Genomic DNA, 25,176 nt, shown 5'->3' on the forward strand with positions numbered 1-25,176 from the left:
GCTATTTGGCTGCCGCTCTTTTAAGTCTATCATTAATAGCCGTTCCTAGTCCTTCTTCTGGAACGAGTTCTATTAAGACGGTTTCAATGTCTAGCTCATCTAGAAAACGTAAGCCTTTAAAGAGGTTTTGAGCAGCCTCATTTAAATCTTTCTCAGGAGAAAGTAAAAATTGGTTTTTTTTAGGTATGTTCTGTATAGTTTCGCAAAATCCTAAATATCCAACCTTATTGAGATTAAAGTCTCCTTTGTACTCCGATTTGAATATCACTTTCTTTTTTGGGGCGTAATGTGATTTTAGCATTCCAGGAGCAGCTGGATTGGAACTTGAATGCTCTTTCATATTAACCTTACCTACCACTTCTTGGATACTTTCTATAGACAAACCTCCCTTTCTGTAAACGGTTAATTTGTCATTTTCAAAACCAATAATGGTAGACTCTAAACCTACCTGACATTCTCCACCATCTAAAATATACGGTATTCTTTGGCCAAGCTGATTTTCTACATGTTGAGCACTGGTAGGGCTTATGTAGCCAAAAGGATTTGCCGAAGGAGCAGCAAGTGGAAAATCAAGTGATTTTAATAATGCTAAACTCAAAGGATGATTCGGGATTCTTACTGCTACACGTTCTAAACCTGATGTTACTAAGTCTGAAATGATGGCTTCTTTAGGAAGCAAAACAGTTATAGGTCCAGGAGAAAATTGATTCAATAAAATTTCTAAATCAAGCGGAATGTATTTGACAAAAGTTTTCACCTTTTCAATAGTATCTGTATGAACTATTAAAGGGTCAAAAGAGGGTCTATTCTTAGCTTCAAATATCTTGGCTACTGCCCTTGGATTTAAGGCGTTCGCCGCCAAACCATACACGGTCTCAGTGGGCAAACCCACTAATTCACCTGCTTCTAAAAGAGCCTTAGCTTTTAAAATATCCTTACCTATTTCTGCCATTAAAGTTTCTTTTGAAAATATAGAACGGTGGCATCTGGATTATAGTTGTAAGCTTTGGTTTTTTCAAAACCAAGTTCTTTGTAGAGTTTAACAGCAGGAGCTAACCTCTCAATGGTGTCCAGTTTCATTATTTTATATTCTTTCACTTTGGCTTCCTCTAAAAGTGCATTGGCCAGCTTTCGGCCATTTCCACCTTTTCTGAATTCGGGAGTAATATATAGACGTTTCATCTCACAAACGCCTTCCTCTAGTTTTTTTAGGCCTACCACTCCCTGTAACGAACTGTCATTATCTTCAACAACCAGGATACATCCTTCTGGCTCAGCATAAACTCCAGGGAGTTTTTTTAGTTCTTCATCAAAACTCTGGAAGCAAAGGTCAACATTTAGTTCTTTGGCGTAGTCTTTAAATAAGGTACGCACCGTTTCCATTTCAGTCGATTCAGCTTTTCTAATTTTCATTATTAAAGTAGTTTACAGGGTAGTTGACTTCTTCTAAAGTAAGGGCGTGTGCCTTTGCTGCACTTCCCGCTTGCCTTCTATCTTGTGAATTTAAAATAGATTGAAACTCGTCTTTAGAGATTTTACCTAGCCCCACATCAAGCAAAGTACCTACAATGGCTCTAACCATACCTCTTAAAAAACGGTTTGCTTTGATATGGAATTCTAAGTGATATCCTATTAAAATCCATTCTGCTGTTTGAATGTTGCAAATGAAGTTATTGACTTCTGTTCTCACTTTACTAAAACATTGAAAATTTGAGTGTTGCAATAGCAATTTGGACACCTCGTTCATTTTGTCAATATCCAAGTTCTTTCTAAAGTAAAGAGAGTTTTCAGTACAGAAAGGGTCTTTTTCTAGGTTAATTCGGTAAATGTATTTTCTATCAATTGCATCAAAACGGCTGTGTTTTTCATTAGAAACGGGGACTACTCTAATAATAGAAATGTCTTTTGGGAGAAAACTGTTCAACTTCCAAACTAGGTCTCTAACCGACATTTTAAGGTCTGGAATTTCTACATGAGCATATTGCTGTCTTGCATGTACGCCAGTGTCGGTTCTGCTGCTACCGTTTACCCTAATTTCGGTTTGAAGAATTTTGGAAAGTCCTTTTTCTATGCACTCTTGTATGCTAATCTCTCTTGGCTGTATTTGCCAACCATGATAGTGAGTGCCCAAATATGAAATTTCGAAAAAGTACCTCATTCTGAATATTTACGCAAAAATAAACTTTTAGGCATCTTGGAAACCTAAATTTATTTCAAAACTTGCAGTCACATTAAATATTTGATACTTACTTGGTCTATTATATCATAAATAAGCCCTACGGGATGCTATCTCAGTTCACCTCAGAAGGTGGGCATAAATCATTGAAAGACCTTGATTTTGATTTCCCTAATGATGTTTATCCAGTAGGAAGACTTGACCATGATAGTGAAGGCTTATTGATTTTGACAAATGATAAAACTTTGAATCAAAGAATTTTGAATCCGAATGCTAAACAGTTTAAAACCTATTTATGTCAGGTAGACGGGGCCATAGAAGGCAAAGCACTTTGGGAATTAGAGCGGGGTGTGGAGATAAAACATAAAGGAAAAGTTCATTTTACAGCTCCTGCGAAGGCAAAAGCGTTTGAAGGTGAAATACCGGAAGAAAGAGACCCGCCTATTAGAGTAAGAATGAGTATTCCTACCAGCTGGCTTACTTTATCTATTGCCGAAGGTAAAAATAGACAAGTGAGAAAAATGACTGCTGCTGTGGGTTTTCCAACTTTACGCTTAATAAGAACTCAAATAGGAGGTCTCTCACTGAATAATTTGAAGGCGGGAGATATTCGCGAGTTACGCTATCAGGATATAAAACAAATCTTTAACTAAATAGCTTGAAAGGCTCTTAAGCCTCTTGTATTTTTGTTGCTCAATTACTAACACTCATGGAATACAGAATAGAAAAAGATACTATCGGAGAGGTACAGGTTCCTGCCAATGTTTATTGGGGAGCCCAAACGCAGCGTTCAATACAAAACTTTGATATCGCAAGAGATATCAATAAAATGCCAAAAGAGATTATCAAGGGTTTTGCATACTTAAAACATGCAGCCGCTTTGACTAACCTTGATGCAGGTGTTTTAGATAAATCAAAGGCAGATTTGATTGGTAAAGTTTGCCAAGAAATATTAGACGGTTCTTTGGATGACCAATTTCCTTTAGTGGTTTGGCAAACAGGTTCCGGAACGCAAAGTAATATGAACTGTAATGAAGTGATTGCTTACAGAGCTCACGTGTTAAATGGAGGTAGCCTGACAGACAAAAGTAAGGCACTTCATCCTAATGACGATGTTAATAAGTCGCAATCGTCAAACGATACTTTCCCTACGGCTATGCACATTGCAGCCTATAAAATATTAATAGAGTGCACTATTCCTGGGATTGAAAAACTTAGAGACACCCTAGAGGCAAAATCTAAAGAATTTATGAATGTGGTGAAAATAGGAAGAACACATTTCATGGATGCTACCCCTTTGACCGTAGGACAGGAGCTTTCAGGTTATGTTTCTCAGTTAAACCATGGCTTAAAAGCTATTAGAAATACATTTGACCACCTTTCTGAATTGGCATTAGGGGGAACAGCTGTAGGTACAGGAATTAATACGCCAGCGGGTTATTCTGAAAATGTGGCAAAGCATATTGCCGTTTTAACAGGTTTACCTTTTGTAACAGCAGAAAATAAATTTGAAGCTTTAGCTGCTCATGATGCCATAGTAGAAGCACATGGTGCTCTTAAAACAGTAGCGGTTAGTTTAATGAAAATTGGTAACGATATCAGAATGTTGTCTTCAGGACCTCGTTCTGGAATCGGAGAATTATCAATTCCAGCAAATGAGCCAGGCTCTTCTATTATGCCTGGGAAGGTGAATCCTACCCAGAGTGAAGCTATTACCATGGTGGCAGCTCAGGTTTTAGGAAATGATGTGGCGATTAATGTTGGTGGAGCAAACGGTCATTTTGAACTGAATGTTTTCAAACCAATGATGATATTCAACTTCCTAAATTCTGCGAGACTTATTGGTGATGCATGTGTTTCATTTAATGATAACTGTGCTGTAGGTTTAGCTCCAATCCATGAGAATATTAAGCGTCAGTTAAATAACTCATTGATGTTGGTTACAGCTCTAAACACTAAAATAGGTTACTATAAAGCAGCTGAAATAGCTCAAACGGCTCACGAAAAAGGTGCTTCTTTAAAAGAAACGGCTATTGATTTAGGATACCTTACTGCAGAGGAGTTTGATGAATGGGTAAGACCTGAGGATATGGTTGGAGAATTACCAAAATAATGTTTACCTTCGTATATAATTAAGGCTTAGAGAAATGAAAAAAGTAATAGTTGCTCTGTTTTTATCGTCGGTTTTCGTTTTAGGTTCTGGTTTCGGAGCTGTAGAAAATAACAGTTATGTGAGAACAGAAGCTGTTTCGGCTGAAAAAGCGGTGGTGAAAGTAGAGAATTCTTCGCTTGAAATTTCTACACTTACTTTAAACGAAGAGTTTGAAAAAGTTGTTCATTTAGATTCATCAGAAAGCTTTTCAGAAAAAGTAGGAGGTTTGATTGTAGAATCTTTTATCTCTGTTTTGAAATCTGTTTCAGCCTTTTTATTAACATTGATACATTAATTTAGTTTTTATAAACTACAGACATACTTAAAAGCGTTGCTATTGTGCAACGCTTTTTTTTATGAATAAACTATTAGTTTTTTTTCTATTGTCCTTTCTCTTATTTGCATGCAAATCAAAAGAGAAGGAGGTAGAACCAGTAAATCTACTTTCTGATGTTGCTTTTGTAGTTTCTGGGGATTCTAGGACTGTGGAGGTTATTGACTTGGTGAATCAGCAGGTATTAACCACTTATTCTATCACTGAAGAAGCAGATAGGTTTCCGCATCATATTTATCTTTCTGCCGACAAGCAAAGACTTGCAATAGCAAACCCAGCCTATGACTTTTCACAAGGTCATCTTGGTTTGCATGGGAAAGAAATACCAGGAGGCATAGTGGTTTTAGACGCACATTCCGGAGAAAAGCTTCATGACATAGCTGTTCCTTTTGCTAATCATAATGCATTGTTTTCACCAGACGACTCTCAAATATGGACAACTGGCTTCAGCCACTCTGGTAAAGCCTATGTTTATAATAGTGATAACGGGAATGCCTTATTTGAAGTACAAGTAGATGCAGACCCCTCTGAAATTCTATTTACTAACGATGGCCAAAACGCCGTGGTTAGAAGTGGGGAAAGCACCTTTGTTCAGTTTATAAATTTAGAGGAAAAAGCAGTAACCAAGATTGTAAAAGTAGATTTATCTGCGGGAAACGTTTGGCCGGGCTATGACGATATTGTTTTGGTTTCAAATTCGGATAGAAACTCTGTTAATTTTGTCAATACCTTGACTTACACAGTGACAGATTTTTTAGACTTTGATTTTTCCCCCGGCTTTTTGACCTATAACGAATTAACCAAAGAACTTTGGGTCTGTAACTCTACAGATAACAATCTAGAAATATTCCAGAAAGAAGAAGGAACTTGGAAGCAGACGGGTGTGATGCAATTTCTAGAGGCTGACCCGCATATGCTTAAGTTTTATGACGGAGGCAAAAAGGCCCTCTTAGTCAACCAAAAAGAAAACACGGCGGTTTTCATTGATGCAGTTAGCAAAGAGAGCCTTAAGACTATTTCCGTAGGTTCAAAACCTAACGGAATAGCGATTCTTTAATTAGTTTTTCGCAGGAACACTCGCTCTTAGTTCTGTGATTGATTCTTCAACAGCTTCTTTATAAAACTGATAAACTGGGTCATTAGCACCTAAGTTTTGAGCTTTTAATGCCATTTTGAGTGCATCGGTGTTTCTTCCCATTTGTTTTTGAATAACAGACTTTATCCAGGTGTTACGGAAAGTTTCAGAAAGCATAATAGATTTGTCAATGTATTCCAAAGCTGTTCCTAAATCCATGTTTTTGTTTACCATGTATTCAGCAGCTTGCTGAAATGCCCCAGCGGCTTCATCATTTCTAGCAGTCACTTCAGAGATGATGGCTTCTTCATTATTAACGCTTAATTGTAAACTCACACCAGTGTGTTCCCAGTAAATATTAAGTTTTGCCATGTCTTCATGTACATCAGAAATGTCAATGGTGAAAGTCTCTGTAAAATCAACCTTATAAGGTTTTACAGTAACAGTAAGGGCATCTTTTGATTTGTCGTAGGTGTTTTGGTTGGTGGTAGTTACGGTATTGAAAACTACTTTCCATTCTTGCTGACCAGGAAAAGATAAGATAGCATATTCACCAGCTTTCAATGTTTGACCATTGACTTTGATATCATTAGATACTTTGATTTTGGTTGCAGCATTGGCACCAGTTCTCCAGACCTCGCCATATTTAAGAAGACCACCAAAAATAGTTCTAGCTTTAACGCCAGGTCTAGAATAGTCTACGCTTATTTTAGTTATTCCTAAAGTTTGAGAGAAACTAGCTCCAGGACTTGGTTGTGGTGTAACTTGGGCTTGCGTGGCAAAAGAAAGAGAAGCCAAAAGTAAGAAAGACAAAAATGACTTTTTCATTGATTGTTTTTTTTGAAAATTGCGATGTTGTAAAATTTTATCAAAACTAACATTATTAGATGAATCGTAACGACCTGATAGTCAATTTAACCCATTATGCAGCTTTTAATGAAAAGGAGGAAGCTATGAGAGAAAAGTTGCTTCTTTTTGTGAAAGAACATGAAAACTGTTTTGAAAGGTCTTTATTGATTGGCCACGTTACAGCTTCTTGCTGGGTGATTAATAAATCAAGAAGTAAAGTTTTGCTAATTCATCATGCAAAACTTAATAAATGGCTACAGCCAGGCGGGCATTGTGATGGAAATGAGCATACATATAAGGTGGCTGAAAAAGAACTATTGGAAGAAACAGGTTTAGTAGCTTTAACAGAGAATTCGAATATTTTTGATGTAGATATTCACGTGATTCCTGAACGAAAAGGAGTTCCGGAACATAAACATTATGACATTAGGTATTTGTTTCAGGTTGATGAGGAAGCTCCATTAGTTCAAAACCATGAAACACTTGGGATGAAATGGATTGCTATGGTAGATGTTCCAACTCTTAGCTCAGAAGAAAGCATCTTAAGAATGATAAATAAGCTTGAACTTAGTCCATCATGATTCGCTCTGTAGAGGAGAAATTCTCATTATATACCTTAAGAATGTATAAGCCTGCTGGAAGGTCATTTGGTGTAATGGCTAATTCGAAAAGCTTGCTTCTGAATGAATCTTGATAAACTTCTACACCGAGTGTATTGGTCAATGTTACATTGAACTCAGTTCCATAGTCTTCTTTAGCCACCAAAACCTTCACTTTACTTGTTGATTCTGATGGATTTGGGAATACTAGGATATCTTTCTCATTACCATTCAAAAGCTGTTTTATAGAAGCCAGGTAGTGAGCTCTTTCAAAATTCGGAATTCCGTAACCCAAGAAATTATCTGGTTGACTTGCCTGTGTTCCTGAAGCTAATAGAATTTCTCTTATTTGCATTGCTGTTAAATCTGGAAAGGCTTCTCTAATACCTGCTACCAAACCTGTTATTAGTGGTGCGGCAAAAGAGGTTCCGTTTGACATACCCACAAAATTACTTGGTGTAGCCACTGTGGTGGAGCCACCTTTTGCTGCCACATCTGGTTTTATTTGAGCATCGGAACTTGGTCCTACGGAACTAAAACTAACATATTCTTGATCAGAATTTACAGCTCCCACAGCTATTACCGAATCGCCATCAGCCGGAGCAGTTATATATTTCCAAGCTTTGTTTCCTTCGTTTCCTGCAGATACTACTACTACTACACCTTTGGCGGTTAACCAATCGGCAGCTCTAGTTATCAGTGCAGTATTGCCATCTAAATCTTGATAAGAATAATCTTGCTCCGTTCCTTGAAAGTCAGCATAACCTAATGAAGAGCCAACAATGTCAACACCTGCAGAATCAGCTCTTTCTGCTGCAAAAAGCCAGTTAGCTTCTTCCATTTTAGTTTCAGAATTCACATTCTCTGTAACATAAAGTAAGAAGGATGCGTCAGGAGCAGTTCCTAATAATTGCCCATCTAAACTAGAAGCTATACAGCTCAATACCGATGTTCCGTGCGAATGAGCATCATAAACTGACTCATTGGTATTGACAAAATTATATGTTTCTATTACTCTATTTTCAGCAAAAAGTGCTTCAAAAACGTCTAATTCATCAGCATTTAAATATCCAGAATCCAATAAGCCAATTAAGACACCCTTTCCTGTAAAACCTTGTGCATGCATGGCATCCGCACCTAACATAGCTAATTGATTAAGAGAACTTCCTGGGTCCGTCATGGTAGTTCCAAGGTTTTTGCTACCCGAGTTTTCACTTTTTTGTCTGAATGAGGGGTTTTCTAGACCAGTTGGGTAATTGCCTTCTAGACCTTTCACAAATGATAGGGCTAATACTTCTTGTAATTTGCTCTCAGGAATGTCTACCAAGGCAGCATTAAGCCATTTACTAGTGAACTTTACGGGTATATCCGCAGCAATAAGAGCTTGAATGTAAGCTGGGTTCACGGGTAAATCCTGTTGCGTAATATTTATGCCTTGTTTTAGTCTTCTGTCTATAGCTTTTTGAGATAAATACTCTTGAGGCTGATCAATACTATAAGGGCTATTTGCTTTGTCGTTAAAAACAACCAAGTATTTGTTTTGAGCAAAAAGTACACTGCTTTGCAAAAGCAGTAAAAGGCATAAAATCTTCTTCATATTCTACATTGTGAAATAAAAATACGCAAGTGGCAGTAAAAAAGAGCTTTATGCGTTAAAACTTTTTAAAATCCAGCCACCGCCAATCACATCATCTCCTTCATAGAAGACAGCGGCTTGACCTGGGGCTATGGCACTTATTGGCTCTTTAAAAATAACTTCCATTTTATCAGGTCCTATTTGGGAAGCTATTGCTGGAGCCGAAGGTGTTTTATATCTAATCTTAGTGAATGTTTCTTTTTCTTGACCTAATAAATCAGGGTATTTCTGCATGTTTAGTTTACCTACATGCATAGCATTTTTAAAGAGGTGTTTTTCTACGCCCAAAATCACCTCATTAGTCTCTTTTCTGATTTCTGTTACATAAACAGGGTATCCTAAAGCTATTCCCAGCCCTTTTCTTTGACCTACAGTATAAAATGGATATCCTTCATGCTTACCTACTTTTTCACCACTTTGCAACACAAAATCTCCTCCTTTAACGCTTTCTTCTAGTCCGTCTACTCTTCTTTTTAGGAAGCCACGGTAATCGTTATCAGGTACAAAGCATATTTCGTAAGACTCTGATTTATTAACTAAATCGTAAAAGCCTCTTTCTACGGCCATCTCTCTAATTTCCTTTTTGGTTAATTGCCCTAAAGGCAATTGTGTTCTAGAAAGGCTTTCTTGAGAGATTCCCCAAAGCACATAACTTTGGTCTTTTAAGACGTCTTTTCCTTTTGAAATAACATGACGGCCGTTTTCTTGTCTGATGTTGGCATAATGGCCAGTGGCCAAATGTTCACAGCCAAGGTTATTTGCCCTTCTGAGTAAAGCATCCCATTTAACATGGGTATTGCATAGTACACATGGGTTTGGAGTTCTTCCTTCTAAGTATTCACCCGTAAAATGGTCAATCACGTAGTCGCCAAACTCTTCTCTGATATCTAGTATATAATGTGGGAAGCCTAAATTAACCGCAATGTTTCTGGCGTCATTTATAGAATCTAGGCTGCAGCAGCCCGTTTCTTTCTTACTTCCTCCTGAGGCCGCGTAGTCCCATGTTTTCATGGTCATACCTATAACCTCGTAGCCTTCTTCATGTAACATAACTGCAGCTAAAGAGCTGTCAATACCGCCACTCATGGCTACTAAAATTCTTCCGTGTTTGCTCATCTAACTAAATGGGTTGAATGCCCATCGTTTATATTTAAAAATAATTTGTGACAAAGGTACAAACAAAAGAAAGCTAATTGGGTAGGAATTAGTTCTATATAATGGCTAAGATTTGAATATTTGCTCATCTAATTTTCTGAATCTGTTAGGTTTGACTTCTTCTTTTAGCCGATAATTATGTCTTTTCTTAAATAGAAGTCTATTTTTGCCTCAAATAAACCGATGGTATGTTAAAGAAAGAAGTTTTAGTTAATGGCATTTCTAACCTTTCAGATGCACGTTATTGTGCTGGAATGTTTGTTGATTATTTATGTTTTGAGTTAAACCCTGAACACCCTGATTTTATTTCAGTTGAGAAAATGGTTGAAATCAAAAATTGGGTAAGTGGTCCAAAGATTGGAGGAAGAATCTCAAATTGGCCAGATAATTTGACTTTAGAGCAATGGCAAGATTTAGCTTTAGATTATTTAATAATTAGTGATTCGAGTTTGATTAATGCCGCAAGAGCTAAGGTAGGGGAGTTGTTTTTTGAAGTAAAGGGTTCAAATAGAAATCAAGATCTAAACGATTTTGAGCATATTCTAATTTCAGATGCCAGTTTAGTAGGCGAAATAAACCATCAGTCATTATTTGTCGGTGGGAATATTGAACTTGATAATTTAGAAGAGAAAGTACAAAACAATGATATAAAAGGTCTTGCACTAAAGGGTAGTCATGAAGAACGCCCTGGCGAAAGCAAATATGAAGACCTTATGGATGTTTTAGAAGCCTTAGAGGAAGATGATTGAAAATCTCAAACCCTAATTTCACAGTTTATCCAGTTTCTTTACCATTCGTGTAGTTTGTATTACATAGTACCCTTTGTGGGATTACCTTTGAAACGAATTAATACAAATTATAAATGGAAAAGAATGAAAAAAGACTTCGAAGAATTAAAAACGACAACTCTGTATTAGGAGGCGTCACAGAAGGTTTAGGAGAGTATTTTGATATAGACCCAACCATATTTAAGGTTATTTTCGTGGTCATGTTTTTCACTCCTTTACCATCAGTAATTACTTATTTAATTTTATGGGTAGTTTTACCAGAGGAAAATAGAGCATTTAGCTACACCAATGATAACTACCAATCAACATTTAAAACATCAAATTTTACTATGAGCAATCACTCATCAAAAAACGGAAACTTAGTAGGTGGCGTTATTCTTATTAGCTTGGGAGCCATTTTTGCATTTCGCACCTTCTTCGATATTAACCTATTCAGCTATATAGGTAAAATGTGGCCACTATTTCTTATCGGCCTTGGGGTTTGGATTATTGTCAGAGATAAAGAGGATGATAATTTCAATCAGAATCAGAACACTGGTGGAACCATCGATAATGAAAACACCGGCGAAACTTTTTAAAATATGAAGAGGAAAAGTAATGTGTTTTTAGGGGCTATTTTGGTAGCCGTTGGAGCTATCTTTTTAGCTTTCAATTATGACCTAGTTGACTTTAATTATTCATTCAGAACTATCGCAAAGTTTTGGCCTGTATTGTTAATATTAGCAGGTGTGGCAGTTTTACTGCATGAGCGTAAGAGTTTTTATAATCCAACTACCGCTCTGCTTGTAGCTTTTGCCATTCCTTTGGGGATTTATAGTGCAGCCTCTGATGGTGTTGATAATCTGAAATCAGACTTTAAAGATGATTTTCATTTTGATTGGCAAGATGATGAAGACTGGGATAGAAATAACGATGACAGAGAATACAGTTATGGTTCGGAAGAGCGTGAGAATGGTGACAGAATAGAGCAAAATTTTAATGTTCCTATTTCAAATAATACGGAAGAAGCTAGCCTTAATTTTGGTGGTGGAGCTGCAGAGTTTCACTTAAAAGAGACTACCAGTGATTTATTTAAGGCCACTACATTGCTTAACACAGGGAGCTATAGACTGTCAGATGAGTTAAAAAGTAATCATCATCAGATTGACTTTGAGATGAAGTCAAGAAAGAATAAGAGTTTCAATTTTGGAGACAATGACCATAATGAAATCTTTCTAGAGTTAAACACTAAACCTATTTGGAACATAGAAATGGGGATAGGAGCTGGTGACCTAGAATTTGATTTTAGCTCTTTTAAAGTGAAATCATTAGAGATTAAAACTGGAGCGGCTGCAGTAGATGTTAAATTAGGTGATAACCTAGAGCGTTCAGAAATTCGTGTAGAAAGTGGCGTAGCCAAAGTCGATATTTCTGTTCCTGAGAGTGTTGGTTGCGAAATAAAAATGGACGGGGCCTTAAATTCTAAAGACTTTAGCGGTTTTGAAAAAGAAGCGGATTCAAGATGGCGTACACCTAATTTTGATAAAGCTCAAAAGAAAATCTACATAAAAGTATCTAGTGGTCTTTCATCAGTTACAGTGCATAGGCACTGATGAACTCTTAATATTTTATTGAAAAGCGAGCTTTCTTATACAGAGCTCGTTTTTTTTTTAGTTTTTATATTTCAATGCCTTAACTGGACTTATTTTTAGAATTGATAAGGTAGGCAATATCACTATCAAACTTACCAAAATTACTGTGGCAATATTAACTAAAAGGAATGTGAGCCATGACCAAGAAATTGGGACATAAGACATGTAATAATTCTCTGGGTCGAGTGGAATGATTTTAAACAGGTCTTGAACAAGACAAAAGCTCAAGGCAATGAAATTTCCCCATGCCAAACCTTTCATGATGATAATAAGGGCGTTAGAAACAAAGATTTTTTGAATCATACCATTCCTTGCTCCCAAAGACTTTAGTAAGCCAATCATGGGTGTTCTTTCCATTATCATTATTAGAAGTACAGAGACCATATTAAAACTAGCAACCACTATAATAAGGAACAAGACAATGATAATGTTTCTATCTAAAAGGTTAAACCAGTCAAAGAATTGTGGTAAGAGTTGGGTTATTCTGTGGATTTGTTGGTCCTGCGGAATGATGTCGTAAAGTCCGTCTACGGTTGGTTCCAGCTGTTCAAAGTCCTTAAGAAAGACTTCCAAATGACCTATCTCATTAGGTTCCCAATCGTTAATTCTTCTAATAAGGTCAATATCTACAATGGCGTAGGAATTGTCAATGTCTTCAATTCCTGTATCATAAAATCCAACAATCTCCACTTTTCTGGCCCTAGGTGGATTTTGAATAAAGTTTATTAGAATGTCATCGCCGAGTTTGACATTCAAGAGTTTTTTCAATGTGTTACTTAGAATTATCTCTTTTCCGTAGCTCTCTGAGGTGTCTTTTTGTAAAATTCTTCCTTCTTTGATGTTTTCTTCAAAAAGCTGCCAATTGTAATTTCCATCTACACCTTTAAGTAAGACACCCGAAATTTCTTCATCAGAACGTAAAAGTGCAGATTTTAAGGCAATTGCATTTATCGAAGCTATGCTTTCATTATTATCAATTAATTCGGACGTTTCTTTATTTATTACAAAAGGAGCTTCTTCAAAAGACTGATTAAGTGTAATTTTACTTATCTGCAAGTGAGCAGACATGCTAAACAGTTTTTCTTTAATGGTGTCTTTAAAACCAAAAAGAACAGAGAAAGAAAGCATTATGGCTGCAACACCAATTGCAATACTTGTAATACCAATATTGATGACAGAAGCAGAAAAGGTCTTACCTTTGGTTTTTCTTATTTTCTGAGCCAAGAAGTATTCAATATTCATTAATTATATGGAGAAATTATCATCCCTGCTTTTTGTTATTCTTATCGGCCTTTTGCCTTTAAGCTGTAAATCTAAGGCAAACTCTTCAAATACCCCCGAAAAAATAGAGGTAGGTGCTGAAGCCATGCAAGAATATTTGCCTTTGCTAAAAGGTAAGAGGGTTGGCTTGGTTATAAATCATACATCTACTATTGGTGAAACGCATCTTTTAGACACCTTATTGAAAAGTGATGTTAATGTTACGGCCATCTTTGCTCCCGAGCATGGATTTAGGGGAGAAGCCGATGCAGGTGCTCACATTGATAATTCTAAAGATGCTAAAACAGGTATTTCTATAGTTTCTCTTTACGGTAAGAATAAAAAACCAACATCTGCTCAAATCAAAGATATCGATATTTTTGTTTTTGATATTCAAGATGTGGGAGTGAGGTTTTATACCTACATAAGCACGCTGCATTATATTGTGGAGTCCGCTGCTGAGAATAATAAACCGCTGATAGTTTTAGACAGACCAAACCCTAACGGGCATTATGTGGCTGGACCAGTTTTAGAAAAAGAGTTTAAGTCTTTTGTGGGCATGAATCCTATTCCAGTGGTTTATGGATTAACCATGGGCGAATTAGCCGGAATGATAAATAGAGAATCTTGGGCAAATGATTTGCAATGTGATTTGACAGTAATTAAGTGTAAAAACTATGACCATAAGTCAAAATATGATTTGCCAATAAAGCCTTCTCCTAATTTACCAAATACACAATCAATTTACCTTTATCCTTCTATTTGCTTTTTTGAACCAACGAAAATAAGTGTGGGAAGGGGAACGGGTAATCAGTTTCAGGTAATAGGTGGGCCAGATAAAAACCTTGGTTCTTATCATTTTGTGCCAACATCAAAACCTGGGGCTCAGAACCCAGTTAATAAAGGCGTAGATTGTTATGGTTTAGATTTGACCGAGGTTGATGCTTTCGGAAATGGTTTTGACCTTAATTTGCTGTTTGATTTTTATAATAAATTTGAAAAGAAAGAGAGCTTTTTTACCAATGAGAAGTTCTTCAATTTACTTGCTGGAAATAGTTATATATTGGAAGACTTAAAAGCTGGCAAGTCAGCCGAGGAAGTTGAGGCAAAATGGCAAGAAGGCCTAACTTCATTTAAAACACTAAGAAAAAAATACCTTTTATACCCAGATTTTAAATAATGGAGGAAAAAATAATAATTATTGACTTCGGTTCTCAGCTTACGCAATTGATAGCCCGTAGGGTTAGAGAGCATAATGTTTATTGTGAAATTCACCCTTTTAATCACGTTCCTGAAATTGACGATACCGTTAAAGGAATTATATTATCTGGGAGTCCGTGTTCTGTTAGAGAAGAAGAGGCTCCTATGGTAGATTTGGAACATTTGATTTCAAAAGGTCCGGTTTTAGGGGTTTGTTATGGGGCTCAACTTCTGGCTCACACCTTAGGTGGAAATGTAGAAGCCTCTACCACTAGAGAATATGGAAGGGCAATTTTAGGCAAAATAGAAGAGAATAACAGTCTGTTTGCAAATATTCCCATAGGAAGTCAAACATGGATGTCTCATGGCGATACTATTACTAATTTACCTGCAAATGCAAGAGTCATAGCCTCTACAGATTCTGTAGAAATGGCAGCTTTTCAATTTAGCGACAAGGAGGTTTACGGAATTCAGTTTCATCCAGAAGTGACCCATACTACAGATGGTAAAGCCATTTTAAAGAATTTTTTGGTAGGAATTTGTGGTTGTAATCAGACTTGGACATCTGACTCCTTTGTTGAAACATCCGTAGCCGAGTTAAAGGAACAATTAGGAGATGATAAAGTAGTTTTAGGCCTCTCTGGAGGTGTTGATTCTTCTGTGGCTGCCATGTTAATTCATAAGGCAATAGGTAAGAACCTTTATTGCATTTTTGTTGATAATGGCTTGTTGAGAAAAAACGAGTTTGAAGAAGTTTTAGAATCTTACAAAGGATTAGGCTTAAATGTCAAAGGTGTTAATGCTAAAGATAAGTTTTATGAAGCTCTTAAGGGTTTATCAGACCCAGAATTAAAAAGAAAGGCTATTGGGAAAACGTTTATTGATGTTTTTGATGATGAATCTCATCAAATTCAAGATGTAAAATGGTTAGCTCAAGGAACCATTTATCCTGATATTATTGAGTCTGTTTCTGTTAAAGGACCTTCCGCTACTATTAAATCTCACCATAATGTGGGTGGTTTACCTGATTATATGAAACTTAAAATAGTAGAGCCACTTAAGCTATTATTTAAAGATGGTGTTAGAGAGGTAGGAGCAGCTATGGATATGCCAAAGAGTATTCTTAGCAGGCATCCGTTCCCTGGCCCTGGCTTAGGAATCAGAATTTTAGGAGATATCACAGCTGAAAAGGTAAGAATTCTTCAAGAAGTTGATTATTTCTTTATTCAAGGCTTGAAAGATTCTGGTTTGTATGACGACGTTTGGCAAGCTGGATCCATGCTTCTTCCTGTACAAAGTGTAGGAGTAATGGGAGATGAAAGAACCTATGAGAGTGTAGTGGCTTTAAGAGCAGTTACCAGTGTAGATGGCATGACTGCGGATTGGGCACATTTACCATATGAGTTCTTAGCAGATGTCTCAAACAAGATAATAAACAATGTAAAAGGTGTAAACAGAGTGGTTTATGATATTAGCTCAAAACCACCAGCAACTATCGAGTGGGAGTAATTCCACTTGTGAAATAATTGGAAATTAGAAAGAAATCAATTCTTAGAAATGGAACCTTCCAAATCTAGAGTTGATTTTTTTGTTCTTGAAGAACCGTTTACATTTTGATTTAATTTAGTTCTATGATTCCTAAATCTTCTAACTTCTAGCCATTGACTAAACGCTAAATAAATAGCAAATACGGATATTACGTAGAAAGAAAGTGCCGTATTACTGAAAAAACTCCTCAAGCTATAAGTGAAAATGGATAAGCCTATGGTCATTCCATAAAGTGTTAATGAAGATGCTAAGTGACTTAATCCATTGTCAACTAACAAATGATGCAAATGGAGCCTGTCTGCTTCAAAAGGAGAACGCCCTTTTAAAATTCTAACACCAAATACTCGTAAAGTATCAAAAATAGGAACACTAAGAAGAGAAAGTGCTAAAACTGGAGCACTTACGAAATGATGTCCAGGAGAAAAATTAGAACTTTCATTTAAACTAATAAAGCTAATAGCTAAAATAGTAACTAAATACCCAATGATAAGCGAACCCGTGTCACCCATAAATATCTTGGACGTTTTGGAGTAATTATACCGTAGAAATCCTAACAATGATGCGGCTAAAGAAAAACCTAGGCAAGCCAAAGACCAATGTTCGTTTATAACAAACCACCAACTAAAACCAGCACTAGCTATCATGGCTATGCCACCAGAAAGTCCATCAATACCATCAATTAAATTGAAAGAATTGATTAATGCTACAAAAATGAAAATGGTAAATAATACACTAATTACATATGGGAGTTCGTGAACACCAAAGATTCCAAAGAAACTTGTGACTCTAAGATCACTACCAACTACTACTAAAACAGAAGCTAAAACTTGAGAGCCTATTTTTTTTAAGGGAGCTAAAGCGTATAAATCATCTTTAAGCCCAAGGAAAAATAAGATTAGAAGACCTGCAAATATTTTATGCATGAGATAGCCTTCGTCTTCAAAGTTCCAAATCATGTAGCCAATCAATGTTCCAGCAAAAATGGCAATTCCTCCGAAAGTTGGGGTAGGCGAACTATGGGAACTCCGTTTTACTGGATTTTCCATCAAACCTCTCAACATACAAATATTCCTTATAACAGGAATGGAACGCCAAGTAACCATTAACGACAAAATTATACTTAGGAAAATTTGCACGTTAGGATCACCAACTATTTCTTCAAATATTAATCTCACTCAAACAAAATCTTTGTATTTAATATAAGCATTCAAAAATAGTAAATTTCATCAATTTGTCTAGCAAATAGTGCCAGCCATTACTTGAAAAGTTTATTATATGGTCAATACTCTATTTTATTATTCTTTTTCTAATGAAAATTGCTGGATTTCCAGACCAAATCTCATTAGCTGGAACATTTTTGCTCAATAAGGAGGCTGCCCCTAAAACGGCGTTCTCTTGACATATGGCACCTGGGGCAACTAAACTTTTTGCACCAATCCACACGCCATCTCCTAATGTTATGTTACCAACCATGAGGTCAAAAGTGCTACTTTTATAGTCATGATTTCCAGTTAATAACATAACGCCCTGAGATAGGCAAACGTTGGCTCCAATCTTAACATAATCCAAATTATCAATCCAGACTTGTTCTCCTATCCAGGTATTGTCACCAATTTCTAATAACCAAGGGTATTTGATATTAACCTTAGGTTTAATCATTATGTTACTACCAAGCTTGGCTCCAAAAAGTCTTAAAACATTAACCTTGAACTTTGCAGGAATAGGAAAATAAGTATTGATGAATAGCCGTCCGATGATAAGCCAAAGAAGTCTTCTTATCAAAGAACCATGGTCATACCAAGAGTTATCATATTTTGCTAAGTCAACTTTACTCATTATTTAACCTTTCAATTAACATACCACTTCTTAAACGACCTTCCTCTAGTTTATCTGATAAGAAAGATTTAGTTCTCTCAAAATGACTTTCATAACCCACTTTGTCACCAATTTCTATGATATGTGCCCATTCCTGGACAGAGGTGTGAAAAGCCAAATCGTCTTTTCTTATTGTTTTATCATAAAGAGCCGTTAGAATAGATTCTTCTAACAAGTCATCATTCATGAAAAGATATTCTGCCATACCTACTCTTAGCTTAAACGGCGGGGTTTGAATTACAGTGTTTTTATAGGGATTAGTCCCTAATTTAGCCCAGGTCAAAACCATGGAAGTGAGGCTTAAGTGCGAATTAGGTTTATATTCATCAGATTGATGGAGCGAGTATTCCTTCATCAATGAATCGTTTAGCATCAGATTTCCATCAAAATCGGCAAACACTTTTTCTTTTGCATCTTTAATTAAAGCTCTAAATGCATCTTCTTCTTCAGAAATCATTAGACCAAAAAGCTGACTTTGCGATTCGGCATAAGCTCTTACATGATTTTTTCCGTAAGGGTTCATGAGTGCCATACCTGCATAAACATGGTGCTTATAACTGTAAATACGAAGGGTCATTAGCATTTTTAAGGTATCTAAACCTCCTGAAAGAAGCGGATTTAACCATGGATAAACACCTCTGTGCATAAATGAGGTTCCAATACTTTCAAATCCAATGTGCGTAACCACCTGAACATCGGCCATCATTTTATCATGTTCTTCCGCCGAACTAAGGATTTCTATTTTTGAGTTGGTATAAGCTAGCAGGTTTAAAAGTTCTTTAAATGTGTTTGGGTCACACCTATGATTTATAGCTATTAATGTTTGTCCTTTAGGATTGACTGCAGGCCCGTGCAGTGGATGAATCGTGGCAATATTTGTTTGAGGCTTTAAGTATTTTTCAAAGGCAGCTATCTCCGGTGCCTTGATAGAAGTCTGACCTGCTACTAAGGCGGTTTCGCTGATTCCGGGAGCTATTTGTTTAACTACGGCATCAATGTTTTCAGTTTCTACGCAAAACAATATGAAATCAGATTGCTTAGCAACCGACAAGCCATCTTGCAACAATTCAATGTTGGTATCCCTTAGTTTCTCCTTTAAAATAGAGAAGTTTTGTGGCAAGTCACATCCAGAAACTTGATAAGAGGCTTCAGAGAAAATTCTAGCATAAAGCAAGCCCATATCTCCCAAACCAATTATTCCTATTCTCATGTACTACATTTTGTGCTACAAAAGTATTGAATATAAAGAAACCGACTAAAGACTAATGAAAGAAAAGATAAATAGGCCCAAAATTATTAGTCCACTTAAAATGGTCGCTGTTTTTGAATATAAGAAGCCTCGCTTTGACGAATGAGAGTAGTAGTTTAATTTTTTCATTTTGAATTATTATTTATGGAAAGCATTTAGTATCACAAGTATATCGATAGAAATTGAATTTTCAAAAATATTTGAAAGTTATTATAATTCTAATTAGAAAAAACTTTTGGCATAGGTCGATGGCTGAGTTACCTTTGTGGCACAAAACAGCAAGAGAAAATCTTAAATGAAAAAACTTAAAATTGCCATTCAAAAATCAGGAAGGCTGAGCGACGATTCTGTTAAACTTTTTAAAGCTTGTGGAATTAAGTTTGAAGTAGGAAAATCGAAGTTAATGTCTGAGTCAAAAAACTTTCCAGCAGAGTTCCTTTTTTTGAGGGATGATGATATTCCTGGATATGTGGCTGATGGCGTAGCAGATGTAGGAATAGTAGGAGATAATGTTCTTGTGGAGCATGAATGCCACGTGAATAGAGTTAAAAGCCTAGGATTTTCTAAATGTAGACTTTCTTTGGCAGTAGCTAGAGATGTGGACTATCCTGGAGTTTCTTATTTTGAAGGAAAAAGTATAGCTACATCTTACCCAAATATTTTAGGAAAGTTTTTGAAAGAGAACGGCGTTGATGCTCAAGTTCACTTCATTAGTGGCTCTGTGGAGATTGCTCCAGGAATTGGTTTGGCAGAAGGTGTTTGTGATATAGTAAGTACTGGTGGAACATTATTAAGTAATGGATTAAAAGAGGTAGAGCCTATTTTTAATTCTGAAGCAATACTAATTTCCAATAACTCGCTTTCTAAAGAGAAGCTTGAATTATTGGACAGAATAGTTTTCAGAATGAATGCGGTTCAAACTGCAGATACACACAAATATGTGTTATTAAATGCTCCAAATGACAAAATAGAAGCTATCATAGATATCATGCCAGGGATGAAAAGCCCTACTATTACGCCATTGGCTAAAGAAGGTTGGAGTTCTATTCACTCTGTTTTAAAGGAGAACGACTTTTGGGAGAATATTGAAGCTATGCGTAAAATGGGTGCTGAGGGAATCTTAGTGATACCTATTGAGAAAATGATATTCTAGATTTTCGGGTATTTTTAATACTAATGAAAGCACAAATTATACTTGGTTATGAAGTTATTTGATAGACCAGAAAGGAAGGATTGGCAGGCTATTTTAGCTAGGCCAACTGCTAACATTTCTGAAATTGAGGGTAGGGTACAACCCATTTTAGAAGAAGTTCGAAATAATGGCGATGAGGCTTTAAGAAAGTTTGCTTTGGTGTTTGATAATATACTTCTAAATGAATTTGAAGTTAGTTCTAGTGATTTAGATTCTGCTGAGGCAGAATTAAGTGACGAACTCAAAGATGCTATCAAACTAGCTTATGCTAATGTTTATAAGTTTCATGAAGCTCAAAAATCAGAACCTGAGGTTATAGAAACGATGTCTGGCGTAGCATGTTGGCGTAAATCTGTGGGAATAGAAAAAGTAGGAATCTATATTCCTGGGGGAACTGCTCCTTTGTTTTCCACGGTTTTGATGTTAGGGATTCCTGCTAAAATAGCTGGCTGTAAAGAAATTGTTCTTTGCTCTCCAAGTAATCACCCTGCTATACTTTTTGCTGCTAAACTGGTTGGTGTTACTAAAGTTTTTAGAATAGGTGGAGCTCAGGCCGTGGCTGCATTGGCTTATGGTACGGAGTCTGTTCCTCAAGTTTCTAAGATTTTTGGACCAGGAAATCAGTATGTTACTGCTGCTAAGCAATTAGTTAGTAAAGAGGGTGTGGCTATTGACATGCCAGCTGGCCCTTCAGAAGTTGCGGTTTTTGCAGATGATTCTGCTGAACCTGCATTTGTAGCGGCCGATTTGCTTTCTCAAGCAGAACATGGAATTGATAGCCAAGTTATTTTGGTTTCGACTTCATCAGAAATGATAGGTTTGGTGCAAAAAGAGGTTTATAACCAGTTGGAAGAACTTCCAAGAAAAGAATTGGCGGCAGCGTCATTAGAAAATTCAAAATGCATTTTTGTGTCTTCTCAGAAAGAGGCTATTGATATTTTAAATGAATATGCGGCTGAGCATTTAATTTTAGCTGTTGAAAATGCAGAAGAAGTAGGGGAGCAGATAGTTAATGCAGGCTCTATATTCTTAGGTAACTATACGCCAGAATCATGCGGTGACTATGCTTCCGGTACAAATCATACATTGCCTACTAATGGCTTTGCAAAAGCATATTCGGGTGTTTCTTTAGATAGTTTTGTAAAGAAAATTACTTTTCAAAAAATAACGAAAGCTGGTTTGGAAAAGTTAGGCCCTGCGGTTCAGATTATGGCAGAGGCAGAATCTCTTCAAGGTCACTCTAATGCTGTGAAAGTTAGATTGAAATAGATTTAGCTCTATTAATAGATTATGAAAAAAGTGCATCTGAATTGTTTCGGATGCACTTTCTGATTTAATACACTCTAATTCTCTTCCTTCAAGAAAGTTTTGAGCTTGTTTACCATATTACTACTACCTGTGAAAAAAGGTACTCTTTCATGAAGTTTTTTTGGTTTTATGTCTAATACAGACTGAAAACCATCTGTCTCTTCACCGCCGGCTTGTTTAGCCAGAAATGCTATTGGATTACATTCGTATAATAAACGAAGCTTTCCTTTTGTGTCGATTTTAGTTTGTGGGTACATATAAATGCCACCCTTTATCAGGTTTCTGTGAAAATCGGCTACTAAGGAACCTACATATCTTGCTTTGTAGGCAGGTTTGTTATTTAGAGGTTGCTTACAGAAATCCAAGTATTCGTTTAGTCCTTTTGAGAAAAAGGCACTATTTCCTTCATTGATAGAATATATCTCGCCATCTTTTGGCTGCTGCATGTTTGGATGAGACAGATAAAATGTACCGATAGCGGGATTCAGAGTAAAACCATTTACACCTTGGCCAGTGGTGAGTACCAGCATGGTAGAGCTACCAAAAATGATATAACCTGCGGCAATTTGTTTATTACCTTCTTGAAGGAAATCTTTCAATTCGACTGGCGTTCCAACAGGTGTAATTCGCTTATAAATAGAGAATATAGTACCTACGGACACATTGACATCAATATTACTAGAGCCATCAAGTGGGTCTATTAATAGGACATATTTGTTCTTATTCTTTAAGTCGAGGCTATTGATATTGATAAAACTTTCTTCCTCTTCAGAGGCTATACCACATACAATTTCACGCTTAGTCAAGGTATCAATAAAGGTTTGATTGGCCATTAAATCCAATTTTTGTTGGGCTTCGCCTTGAATGTTAAAATCACCTACGCCACCTAAAATATCTACCAAGCCAGCTTTATTTACCTCGTGGTTTACTAGCTTGGTCGCCAGTCCAATTCCGTTAAGAAGTTTTGACAATTCACCGGAAGAATAGTTAGAATTCTTTTGATTCTCAATGATAAATTCACCTAGTGTTTGATGCTTTAGATTCATTTGTTAGTTATTTGAAGTGTTGCAACTATCTTTTTATTCTTCCTGAAATATCTCCGGAAACTAAATTCTCTATTTCTTCTATGTTCGCCAAGTTAAAATCTCCTTCAATGGTATGTTTTAAAGCAGAAGCGGCTGTTCCAAAATTGATAGAATCTTGGTCGTTTTGAAGTATAATTTGACCGTAAATAAACCCTCCTAAAAAGGCATCTCCTGCCCCAATTCTATCTACAATAAAGGTTATATCCTGCTTTTGCGACTTAATCAGTTTCTTGCCATTAAAGAGTTTTGAGCTAATGACGTTATGATGACTGCTGTATTGCTTACGCTTTGTGTCAACCACCTTCTTGATATTTGGCATCAATTCCATGGTATTTTCAGATGACTCTATAAAAGCATTGTCTCCTTCAGCATATTGTACGCCCAGTATGTCTTTCATATTTGCTTCATTTGCCAGCAGAATGGTAGAGTAGGAGGCTATTTCTGGTAAAATGTCTTGTGGGGTTTTACCATATTTCCATTGGTCTTGTCTGTAATAAATATCAGACGAAATGGTAATTCCCATTTTGTGAGCGACTTTTACAGCTTCTAAACATGCTGTTGCTGCACTTTGACTTAATGCTGCCGTAATACCACTCCAATGGAACCAGCTGGCATCCTTTAAGATTTCTTCCCAATTAAACCATGATGGATCTAAGTTTTGAAAAGCGGAGTCTTTTCTGTCATAAATGATTTGACTCGCTCGCATGGAAGCTCCTTTTTCAAAGAAGTAGAGACCCATTCTCTCACCAGAGAGGGTTACACCTGAAGTGTCAAGGCCTAAAAGCCTCATATAGGCTGTTGCCTTTTTACCCAATCTGTTTTTTGGAAAAACGGAAACATGTTTTGCCTCCAATCCAAAGTTTCTTAGTGAAGCTGCCACGTTCATTTCGGAACCACCGAATGACACTTCTAAACTATTAACTTGTTCTATTTTTTGATAGTTAGGAGAAGATAACCTCATCATCACCTCTCCAAACGTAACTACTTTTTTAGTATCCATTTCTCAATTTATTGCTTTAGAATAAGCAATACTATGCCGTTTTTTTGACTCTTCCTAAAAACTATTATAGTTCGATATCAATAAAGATGGTAATTTAAAACATTGGTCATAAGGGGTTTTATTTATAAAAGAAGCCATCCGAAATTAACAGAACCTTCTGTATAAAATGGGCGTTTGGAATTTTTAGGAAGGCTAATTTATTTTACCAATGATTAAATAGTTTAAATGAGACTCTAATTAACTAGAGTCTCATTTAAGATTAAAAGGATTCTTAAATTCCTAGAGCTTGTCCGCCACCAATTTGGACAGTTTCAGCAGTCATAAAAGAAGCATCTTTGCTTGCTAAAAATGAAACCACAGATGCCACTTCTTCAGGCTGACCTAATCTACCTAGCATGATATTGTTTTTCCATGAAGCAAAAACCTCAGGCTTGGTCGATTTGATTTGGGCATGAAAAGGAGTGTCGATTGTACCTGGAGATACCGCATTAACTCGAATGCTATATTCAGCTAGATCTTTTGCTAGTGCTCTGGTTATAGCGTGAACACCAGCCTTAGAAGTACCATATATTCCTGCACCTGGCCCACCAGCGTTCCAACCTGCATTAGAAGTATAGTTTATGATGGTAGCGTTTTCTCCTTTTTTAAGGAAAGGTATAGCAGCTCTAGACGTAAAAAATACTGAATCAAGGTTTAAGGCCATTACATTTCTGTAAAATTCAGTGGTCATTTCTTCAAACCTAGATCTTCCACCTAAACCACCTGCGTTATTTACTAAGACGTCAATTCTACCGTATTTCTCACCTATTTTATTAATGTTTGAAGTTACTTCTTCTTCATTAGTAACATCGAAACCGTAGTATTCAGCCGTGATTCCTTGTTCTGTAAGTTCTTTTACTCGCTCAGCACCGCTCTCATTTGATATACCATTTAAAACAACGGTATAGCCATCTTTTCCTAGTCTCTTTGCTACCTCAAATCCTATTCCACCGGTTGCTCCGGTTATTATTGCTATTTGTTTTTCTGATTTACTCATCTTGTCTTTTAAAATTTATTTTTCTTTG

General features: G+C 36.5%; 25 protein-coding genes. 12 read left to right on the forward strand and 13 right to left on the reverse strand.

Going from position 1 to position 25,176, the window contains the following annotated elements:
* Position 1: 1 nt before the first annotated feature.
* The 3 genes from AADJ06_RS03455 to truA are packed head-to-tail and all read right to left on the reverse strand — an operon-like array spanning position 2 to position 2,158.
* Complete coding sequence (locus AADJ06_RS03455) at positions 2–952, reverse strand: L-threonylcarbamoyladenylate synthase (protein ID WP_341225007.1); 951 nt, start codon at positions 950–952, stop codon at positions 2–4.
* A complete protein-coding gene (locus AADJ06_RS03460; RefSeq protein WP_341225008.1) occupies positions 952–1,413 on the reverse strand; it encodes a GNAT family N-acetyltransferase in 462 nt (153 codons plus the stop codon). The genes AADJ06_RS03455 and AADJ06_RS03460 overlap by 1 nt, the downstream gene beginning before the upstream one ends.
* The gene (truA, locus tag AADJ06_RS03465) at positions 1,403–2,158 is read right to left on the reverse strand and encodes a tRNA pseudouridine(38-40) synthase TruA (protein WP_341225009.1); all 756 of its coding nucleotides are present in this window, start codon (positions 2,156–2,158) and stop codon (positions 1,403–1,405) included. The genes AADJ06_RS03460 and truA overlap by 11 nt, the downstream gene beginning before the upstream one ends.
* Positions 2,159–2,250: 92 nt before the next feature.
* Here truA and AADJ06_RS03470 point away from each other — a divergent pair, with 92 nt between their 5' ends.
* The 4 genes from AADJ06_RS03470 (at position 2,251) to AADJ06_RS03485 (ending at position 5,719) form a co-directional block, all read left to right on the forward strand.
* On the forward strand, positions 2,251–2,829 hold the full coding sequence (locus AADJ06_RS03470) for a pseudouridine synthase (RefSeq protein WP_341225010.1): 579 nt from the start codon (positions 2,251–2,253) through the stop codon (positions 2,827–2,829).
* 56 nt (positions 2,830–2,885) lie between these two features.
* Entirely contained in the window at positions 2,886–4,289 is a 1,404-nt protein-coding gene (gene fumC, locus AADJ06_RS03475) for a class II fumarate hydratase (protein WP_341225011.1), read from the forward strand.
* A gap of 34 nt (positions 4,290–4,323) precedes the next feature.
* On the forward strand, positions 4,324–4,623 hold the full coding sequence (locus tag AADJ06_RS03480) for a hypothetical protein (protein WP_341225012.1): 300 nt from the start codon (positions 4,324–4,326) through the stop codon (positions 4,621–4,623).
* A gap of 61 nt (positions 4,624–4,684) precedes the next feature.
* Positions 4,685–5,719: a hypothetical protein gene (locus AADJ06_RS03485; RefSeq protein WP_341225013.1), complete on the forward strand. Its 1,035-nt coding sequence runs from the start codon at positions 4,685–4,687 to the stop codon at positions 5,717–5,719.
* Here the strand turns inward: AADJ06_RS03485 and AADJ06_RS03490 are convergent, their stop codons facing one another.
* The gene (locus AADJ06_RS03490) at positions 5,720–6,565 is read right to left on the reverse strand and encodes a DUF2911 domain-containing protein (RefSeq protein WP_341225014.1); all 846 of its coding nucleotides are present in this window, start codon (positions 6,563–6,565) and stop codon (positions 5,720–5,722) included. It abuts the gene before it with no gap.
* Positions 6,566–6,624: 59 nt separating this feature from the next.
* On the opposite strand from AADJ06_RS03490, the gene AADJ06_RS03495 reads away from it, so the two are divergent.
* Positions 6,625–7,167 carry an NUDIX hydrolase gene (locus AADJ06_RS03495; RefSeq protein ID WP_341225015.1) on the forward strand — a complete coding sequence of 181 codons (543 nt, stop codon included), beginning with the start codon at positions 6,625–6,627 and terminating at the stop codon, positions 7,165–7,167.
* On the opposite strand, the gene AADJ06_RS03500 is transcribed toward AADJ06_RS03495, so the two are convergent.
* Both AADJ06_RS03500 and mnmA read right to left on the reverse strand, forming a co-directional pair.
* Positions 7,154–8,782, reverse strand: coding sequence for a S8 family peptidase (locus AADJ06_RS03500; protein ID WP_341225016.1), 1,629 nt, complete (start codon positions 8,780–8,782; stop codon positions 7,154–7,156). The genes AADJ06_RS03495 and AADJ06_RS03500 overlap by 14 nt on opposite strands.
* Positions 8,783–8,830: 48 nt before the next feature.
* On the reverse strand, positions 8,831–9,937 hold the full coding sequence (mnmA, locus tag AADJ06_RS03505) for a tRNA 2-thiouridine(34) synthase MnmA (RefSeq protein ID WP_341225017.1): 1,107 nt from the start codon (positions 9,935–9,937) through the stop codon (positions 8,831–8,833).
* Positions 9,938–10,164: 227 nt separating this feature from the next.
* Here mnmA and AADJ06_RS03510 point away from each other — a divergent pair, with 227 nt between their 5' ends.
* From AADJ06_RS03510 to AADJ06_RS03520, 3 genes are all read left to right on the forward strand, one after another.
* Complete coding sequence (locus tag AADJ06_RS03510) at positions 10,165–10,725, forward strand: hypothetical protein (protein WP_341225018.1); 561 nt, start codon at positions 10,165–10,167, stop codon at positions 10,723–10,725.
* A 113-nt stretch (positions 10,726–10,838) separates the two neighbouring features.
* A complete protein-coding gene (locus tag AADJ06_RS03515) occupies positions 10,839–11,342 on the forward strand; it encodes a PspC domain-containing protein (protein WP_341225019.1) in 504 nt (167 codons plus the stop codon).
* A 3-nt stretch (positions 11,343–11,345) separates the two neighbouring features.
* On the forward strand, positions 11,346–12,356 hold the full coding sequence (locus AADJ06_RS03520) for a DUF5668 domain-containing protein (RefSeq protein ID WP_341225020.1): 1,011 nt from the start codon (positions 11,346–11,348) through the stop codon (positions 12,354–12,356).
* Between the two features lie 57 nt (positions 12,357–12,413).
* Here AADJ06_RS03520 and AADJ06_RS03525 read toward each other — a convergent pair whose 3' ends face one another.
* Positions 12,414–13,637: an FtsX-like permease family protein gene (locus tag AADJ06_RS03525; RefSeq protein ID WP_341225021.1), complete on the reverse strand. Its 1,224-nt coding sequence runs from the start codon at positions 13,635–13,637 to the stop codon at positions 12,414–12,416.
* A 7-nt stretch (positions 13,638–13,644) separates the two neighbouring features.
* Here AADJ06_RS03525 and AADJ06_RS03530 point away from each other — a divergent pair, with 7 nt between their 5' ends.
* Positions 13,645–14,835, forward strand: a complete 1,191-nt coding sequence (locus AADJ06_RS03530) for a DUF1343 domain-containing protein (protein WP_341225022.1) — start codon at positions 13,645–13,647, stop codon at positions 14,833–14,835.
* Positions 14,835–16,364 carry a glutamine-hydrolyzing GMP synthase gene (gene guaA / locus AADJ06_RS03535; RefSeq protein ID WP_341225023.1) on the forward strand — a complete coding sequence of 510 codons (1,530 nt, stop codon included), beginning with the start codon at positions 14,835–14,837 and terminating at the stop codon, positions 16,362–16,364. The genes AADJ06_RS03530 and guaA overlap by 1 nt, the downstream gene beginning before the upstream one ends.
* Positions 16,365–16,399: 35 nt before the next feature.
* On the opposite strand, the gene AADJ06_RS03540 is transcribed toward guaA, so the two are convergent.
* From AADJ06_RS03540 to AADJ06_RS03550, 3 genes are all read right to left on the reverse strand, one after another.
* Positions 16,400–17,578: an MraY family glycosyltransferase gene (locus AADJ06_RS03540; RefSeq protein ID WP_341225024.1), complete on the reverse strand. Its 1,179-nt coding sequence runs from the start codon at positions 17,576–17,578 to the stop codon at positions 16,400–16,402.
* A 112-nt stretch (positions 17,579–17,690) separates the two neighbouring features.
* On the reverse strand, positions 17,691–18,239 hold the full coding sequence (locus tag AADJ06_RS03545; RefSeq protein WP_341225025.1) for a WcaF family extracellular polysaccharide biosynthesis acetyltransferase: 549 nt from the start codon (positions 18,237–18,239) through the stop codon (positions 17,691–17,693).
* On the reverse strand, positions 18,232–19,488 hold the full coding sequence (locus AADJ06_RS03550; protein ID WP_341225026.1) for a prephenate dehydrogenase: 1,257 nt from the start codon (positions 19,486–19,488) through the stop codon (positions 18,232–18,234). Before AADJ06_RS03550 ends, AADJ06_RS03545 begins: the two co-directional genes overlap by 8 nt.
* Positions 19,489–19,822: 334 nt before the next feature.
* Between AADJ06_RS03550 and hisG the strand changes: the two genes are divergently transcribed.
* Entirely contained in the window at positions 19,823–20,680 is an 858-nt protein-coding gene (gene hisG, locus AADJ06_RS03555) for an ATP phosphoribosyltransferase (RefSeq protein WP_341225027.1), read from the forward strand.
* Between the two features lie 48 nt (positions 20,681–20,728).
* Positions 20,729–21,988, forward strand: a complete 1,260-nt coding sequence (gene hisD / locus AADJ06_RS03560) for a histidinol dehydrogenase (protein ID WP_341225028.1) — start codon at positions 20,729–20,731, stop codon at positions 21,986–21,988.
* Positions 21,989–22,062: 74 nt separating this feature from the next.
* Here the strand turns inward: hisD and fbp are convergent, their stop codons facing one another.
* The 3 genes from fbp to AADJ06_RS03575 all read right to left on the reverse strand — a co-directional run bounded on the left by fbp (position 22,063) and on the right by AADJ06_RS03575 (position 25,148).
* Positions 22,063–23,073 (reverse strand): class 1 fructose-bisphosphatase, encoded by a 1,011-nt coding sequence (fbp, locus tag AADJ06_RS03565; protein ID WP_341225029.1) that lies wholly within the window; start codon positions 23,071–23,073, stop codon positions 22,063–22,065.
* Between the two features lie 25 nt (positions 23,074–23,098).
* The gene (locus AADJ06_RS03570) at positions 23,099–24,112 is read right to left on the reverse strand and encodes a sugar kinase (protein ID WP_341225030.1); all 1,014 of its coding nucleotides are present in this window, start codon (positions 24,110–24,112) and stop codon (positions 23,099–23,101) included.
* A 271-nt stretch (positions 24,113–24,383) separates the two neighbouring features.
* The gene (locus AADJ06_RS03575; RefSeq protein WP_341225031.1) at positions 24,384–25,148 is read right to left on the reverse strand and encodes an SDR family NAD(P)-dependent oxidoreductase; all 765 of its coding nucleotides are present in this window, start codon (positions 25,146–25,148) and stop codon (positions 24,384–24,386) included.
* Positions 25,149–25,176: the final 28 nt, after the last annotated feature.

Origin of the sequence: uncultured Arcticibacterium sp. (assembly GCF_964021845.1) — a bacterium.
Classification (GTDB): Bacteria; Bacteroidota; Bacteroidia; order Cytophagales; family Spirosomataceae; genus Arcticibacterium.

Bases quoted from the DNA above. Each gene is read 5' to 3' on its own strand.
- AADJ06_RS03455 (WP_341225007.1), bottom strand. From the start codon at position 952: ATGGCAGAAATAGGTAAGGATATTTTAAAAGCTAAGGCTCTTTTAGAA.
- AADJ06_RS03460 (WP_341225008.1), bottom strand. From the start codon at position 1,413: ATGAAAATTAGAAAAGCTGAATCGACTGAAATGGAAACGGTGCGTACC.
- truA (WP_341225009.1), bottom strand. From the start codon at position 2,158: ATGAGGTACTTTTTCGAAATTTCATATTTGGGCACTCACTATCATGGT.
- fumC (WP_341225011.1), top strand. From the start codon at position 2,886: ATGGAATACAGAATAGAAAAAGATACTATCGGAGAGGTACAGGTTCCT.
- AADJ06_RS03480 (WP_341225012.1), top strand. From the start codon at position 4,324: ATGAAAAAAGTAATAGTTGCTCTGTTTTTATCGTCGGTTTTCGTTTTA.
- AADJ06_RS03485 (WP_341225013.1), top strand. From the start codon at position 4,685: ATGAATAAACTATTAGTTTTTTTTCTATTGTCCTTTCTCTTATTTGCA.
- AADJ06_RS03490 (WP_341225014.1), bottom strand. From the start codon at position 6,565: ATGAAAAAGTCATTTTTGTCTTTCTTACTTTTGGCTTCTCTTTCTTTT.
- AADJ06_RS03495 (WP_341225015.1), top strand. From the start codon at position 6,625: ATGAATCGTAACGACCTGATAGTCAATTTAACCCATTATGCAGCTTTT.
- AADJ06_RS03500 (WP_341225016.1), bottom strand. From the start codon at position 8,782: ATGAAGAAGATTTTATGCCTTTTACTGCTTTTGCAAAGCAGTGTACTT.
- mnmA (WP_341225017.1), bottom strand. From the start codon at position 9,937: ATGAGCAAACACGGAAGAATTTTAGTAGCCATGAGTGGCGGTATTGAC.
- AADJ06_RS03510 (WP_341225018.1), top strand. From the start codon at position 10,165: ATGTTAAAGAAAGAAGTTTTAGTTAATGGCATTTCTAACCTTTCAGAT.
- AADJ06_RS03515 (WP_341225019.1), top strand. From the start codon at position 10,839: ATGGAAAAGAATGAAAAAAGACTTCGAAGAATTAAAAACGACAACTCT.
- AADJ06_RS03520 (WP_341225020.1), top strand. From the start codon at position 11,346: ATGAAGAGGAAAAGTAATGTGTTTTTAGGGGCTATTTTGGTAGCCGTT.
- AADJ06_RS03525 (WP_341225021.1), bottom strand. From the start codon at position 13,637: ATGAATATTGAATACTTCTTGGCTCAGAAAATAAGAAAAACCAAAGGT.
- AADJ06_RS03530 (WP_341225022.1), top strand. From the start codon at position 13,645: ATGGAGAAATTATCATCCCTGCTTTTTGTTATTCTTATCGGCCTTTTG.
- guaA (WP_341225023.1), top strand. From the start codon at position 14,835: ATGGAGGAAAAAATAATAATTATTGACTTCGGTTCTCAGCTTACGCAA.
- AADJ06_RS03545 (WP_341225025.1), bottom strand. From the start codon at position 18,239: ATGAGTAAAGTTGACTTAGCAAAATATGATAACTCTTGGTATGACCAT.
- AADJ06_RS03550 (WP_341225026.1), bottom strand. From the start codon at position 19,488: ATGAGAATAGGAATAATTGGTTTGGGAGATATGGGCTTGCTTTATGCT.
- hisG (WP_341225027.1), top strand. From the start codon at position 19,823: ATGAAAAAACTTAAAATTGCCATTCAAAAATCAGGAAGGCTGAGCGAC.
- hisD (WP_341225028.1), top strand. From the start codon at position 20,729: ATGAAGTTATTTGATAGACCAGAAAGGAAGGATTGGCAGGCTATTTTA.
- fbp (WP_341225029.1), bottom strand. From the start codon at position 23,073: ATGAATCTAAAGCATCAAACACTAGGTGAATTTATCATTGAGAATCAA.
- AADJ06_RS03570 (WP_341225030.1), bottom strand. From the start codon at position 24,112: ATGGATACTAAAAAAGTAGTTACGTTTGGAGAGGTGATGATGAGGTTA.
- AADJ06_RS03575 (WP_341225031.1), bottom strand. From the start codon at position 25,148: ATGAGTAAATCAGAAAAACAAATAGCAATAATAACCGGAGCAACCGGT.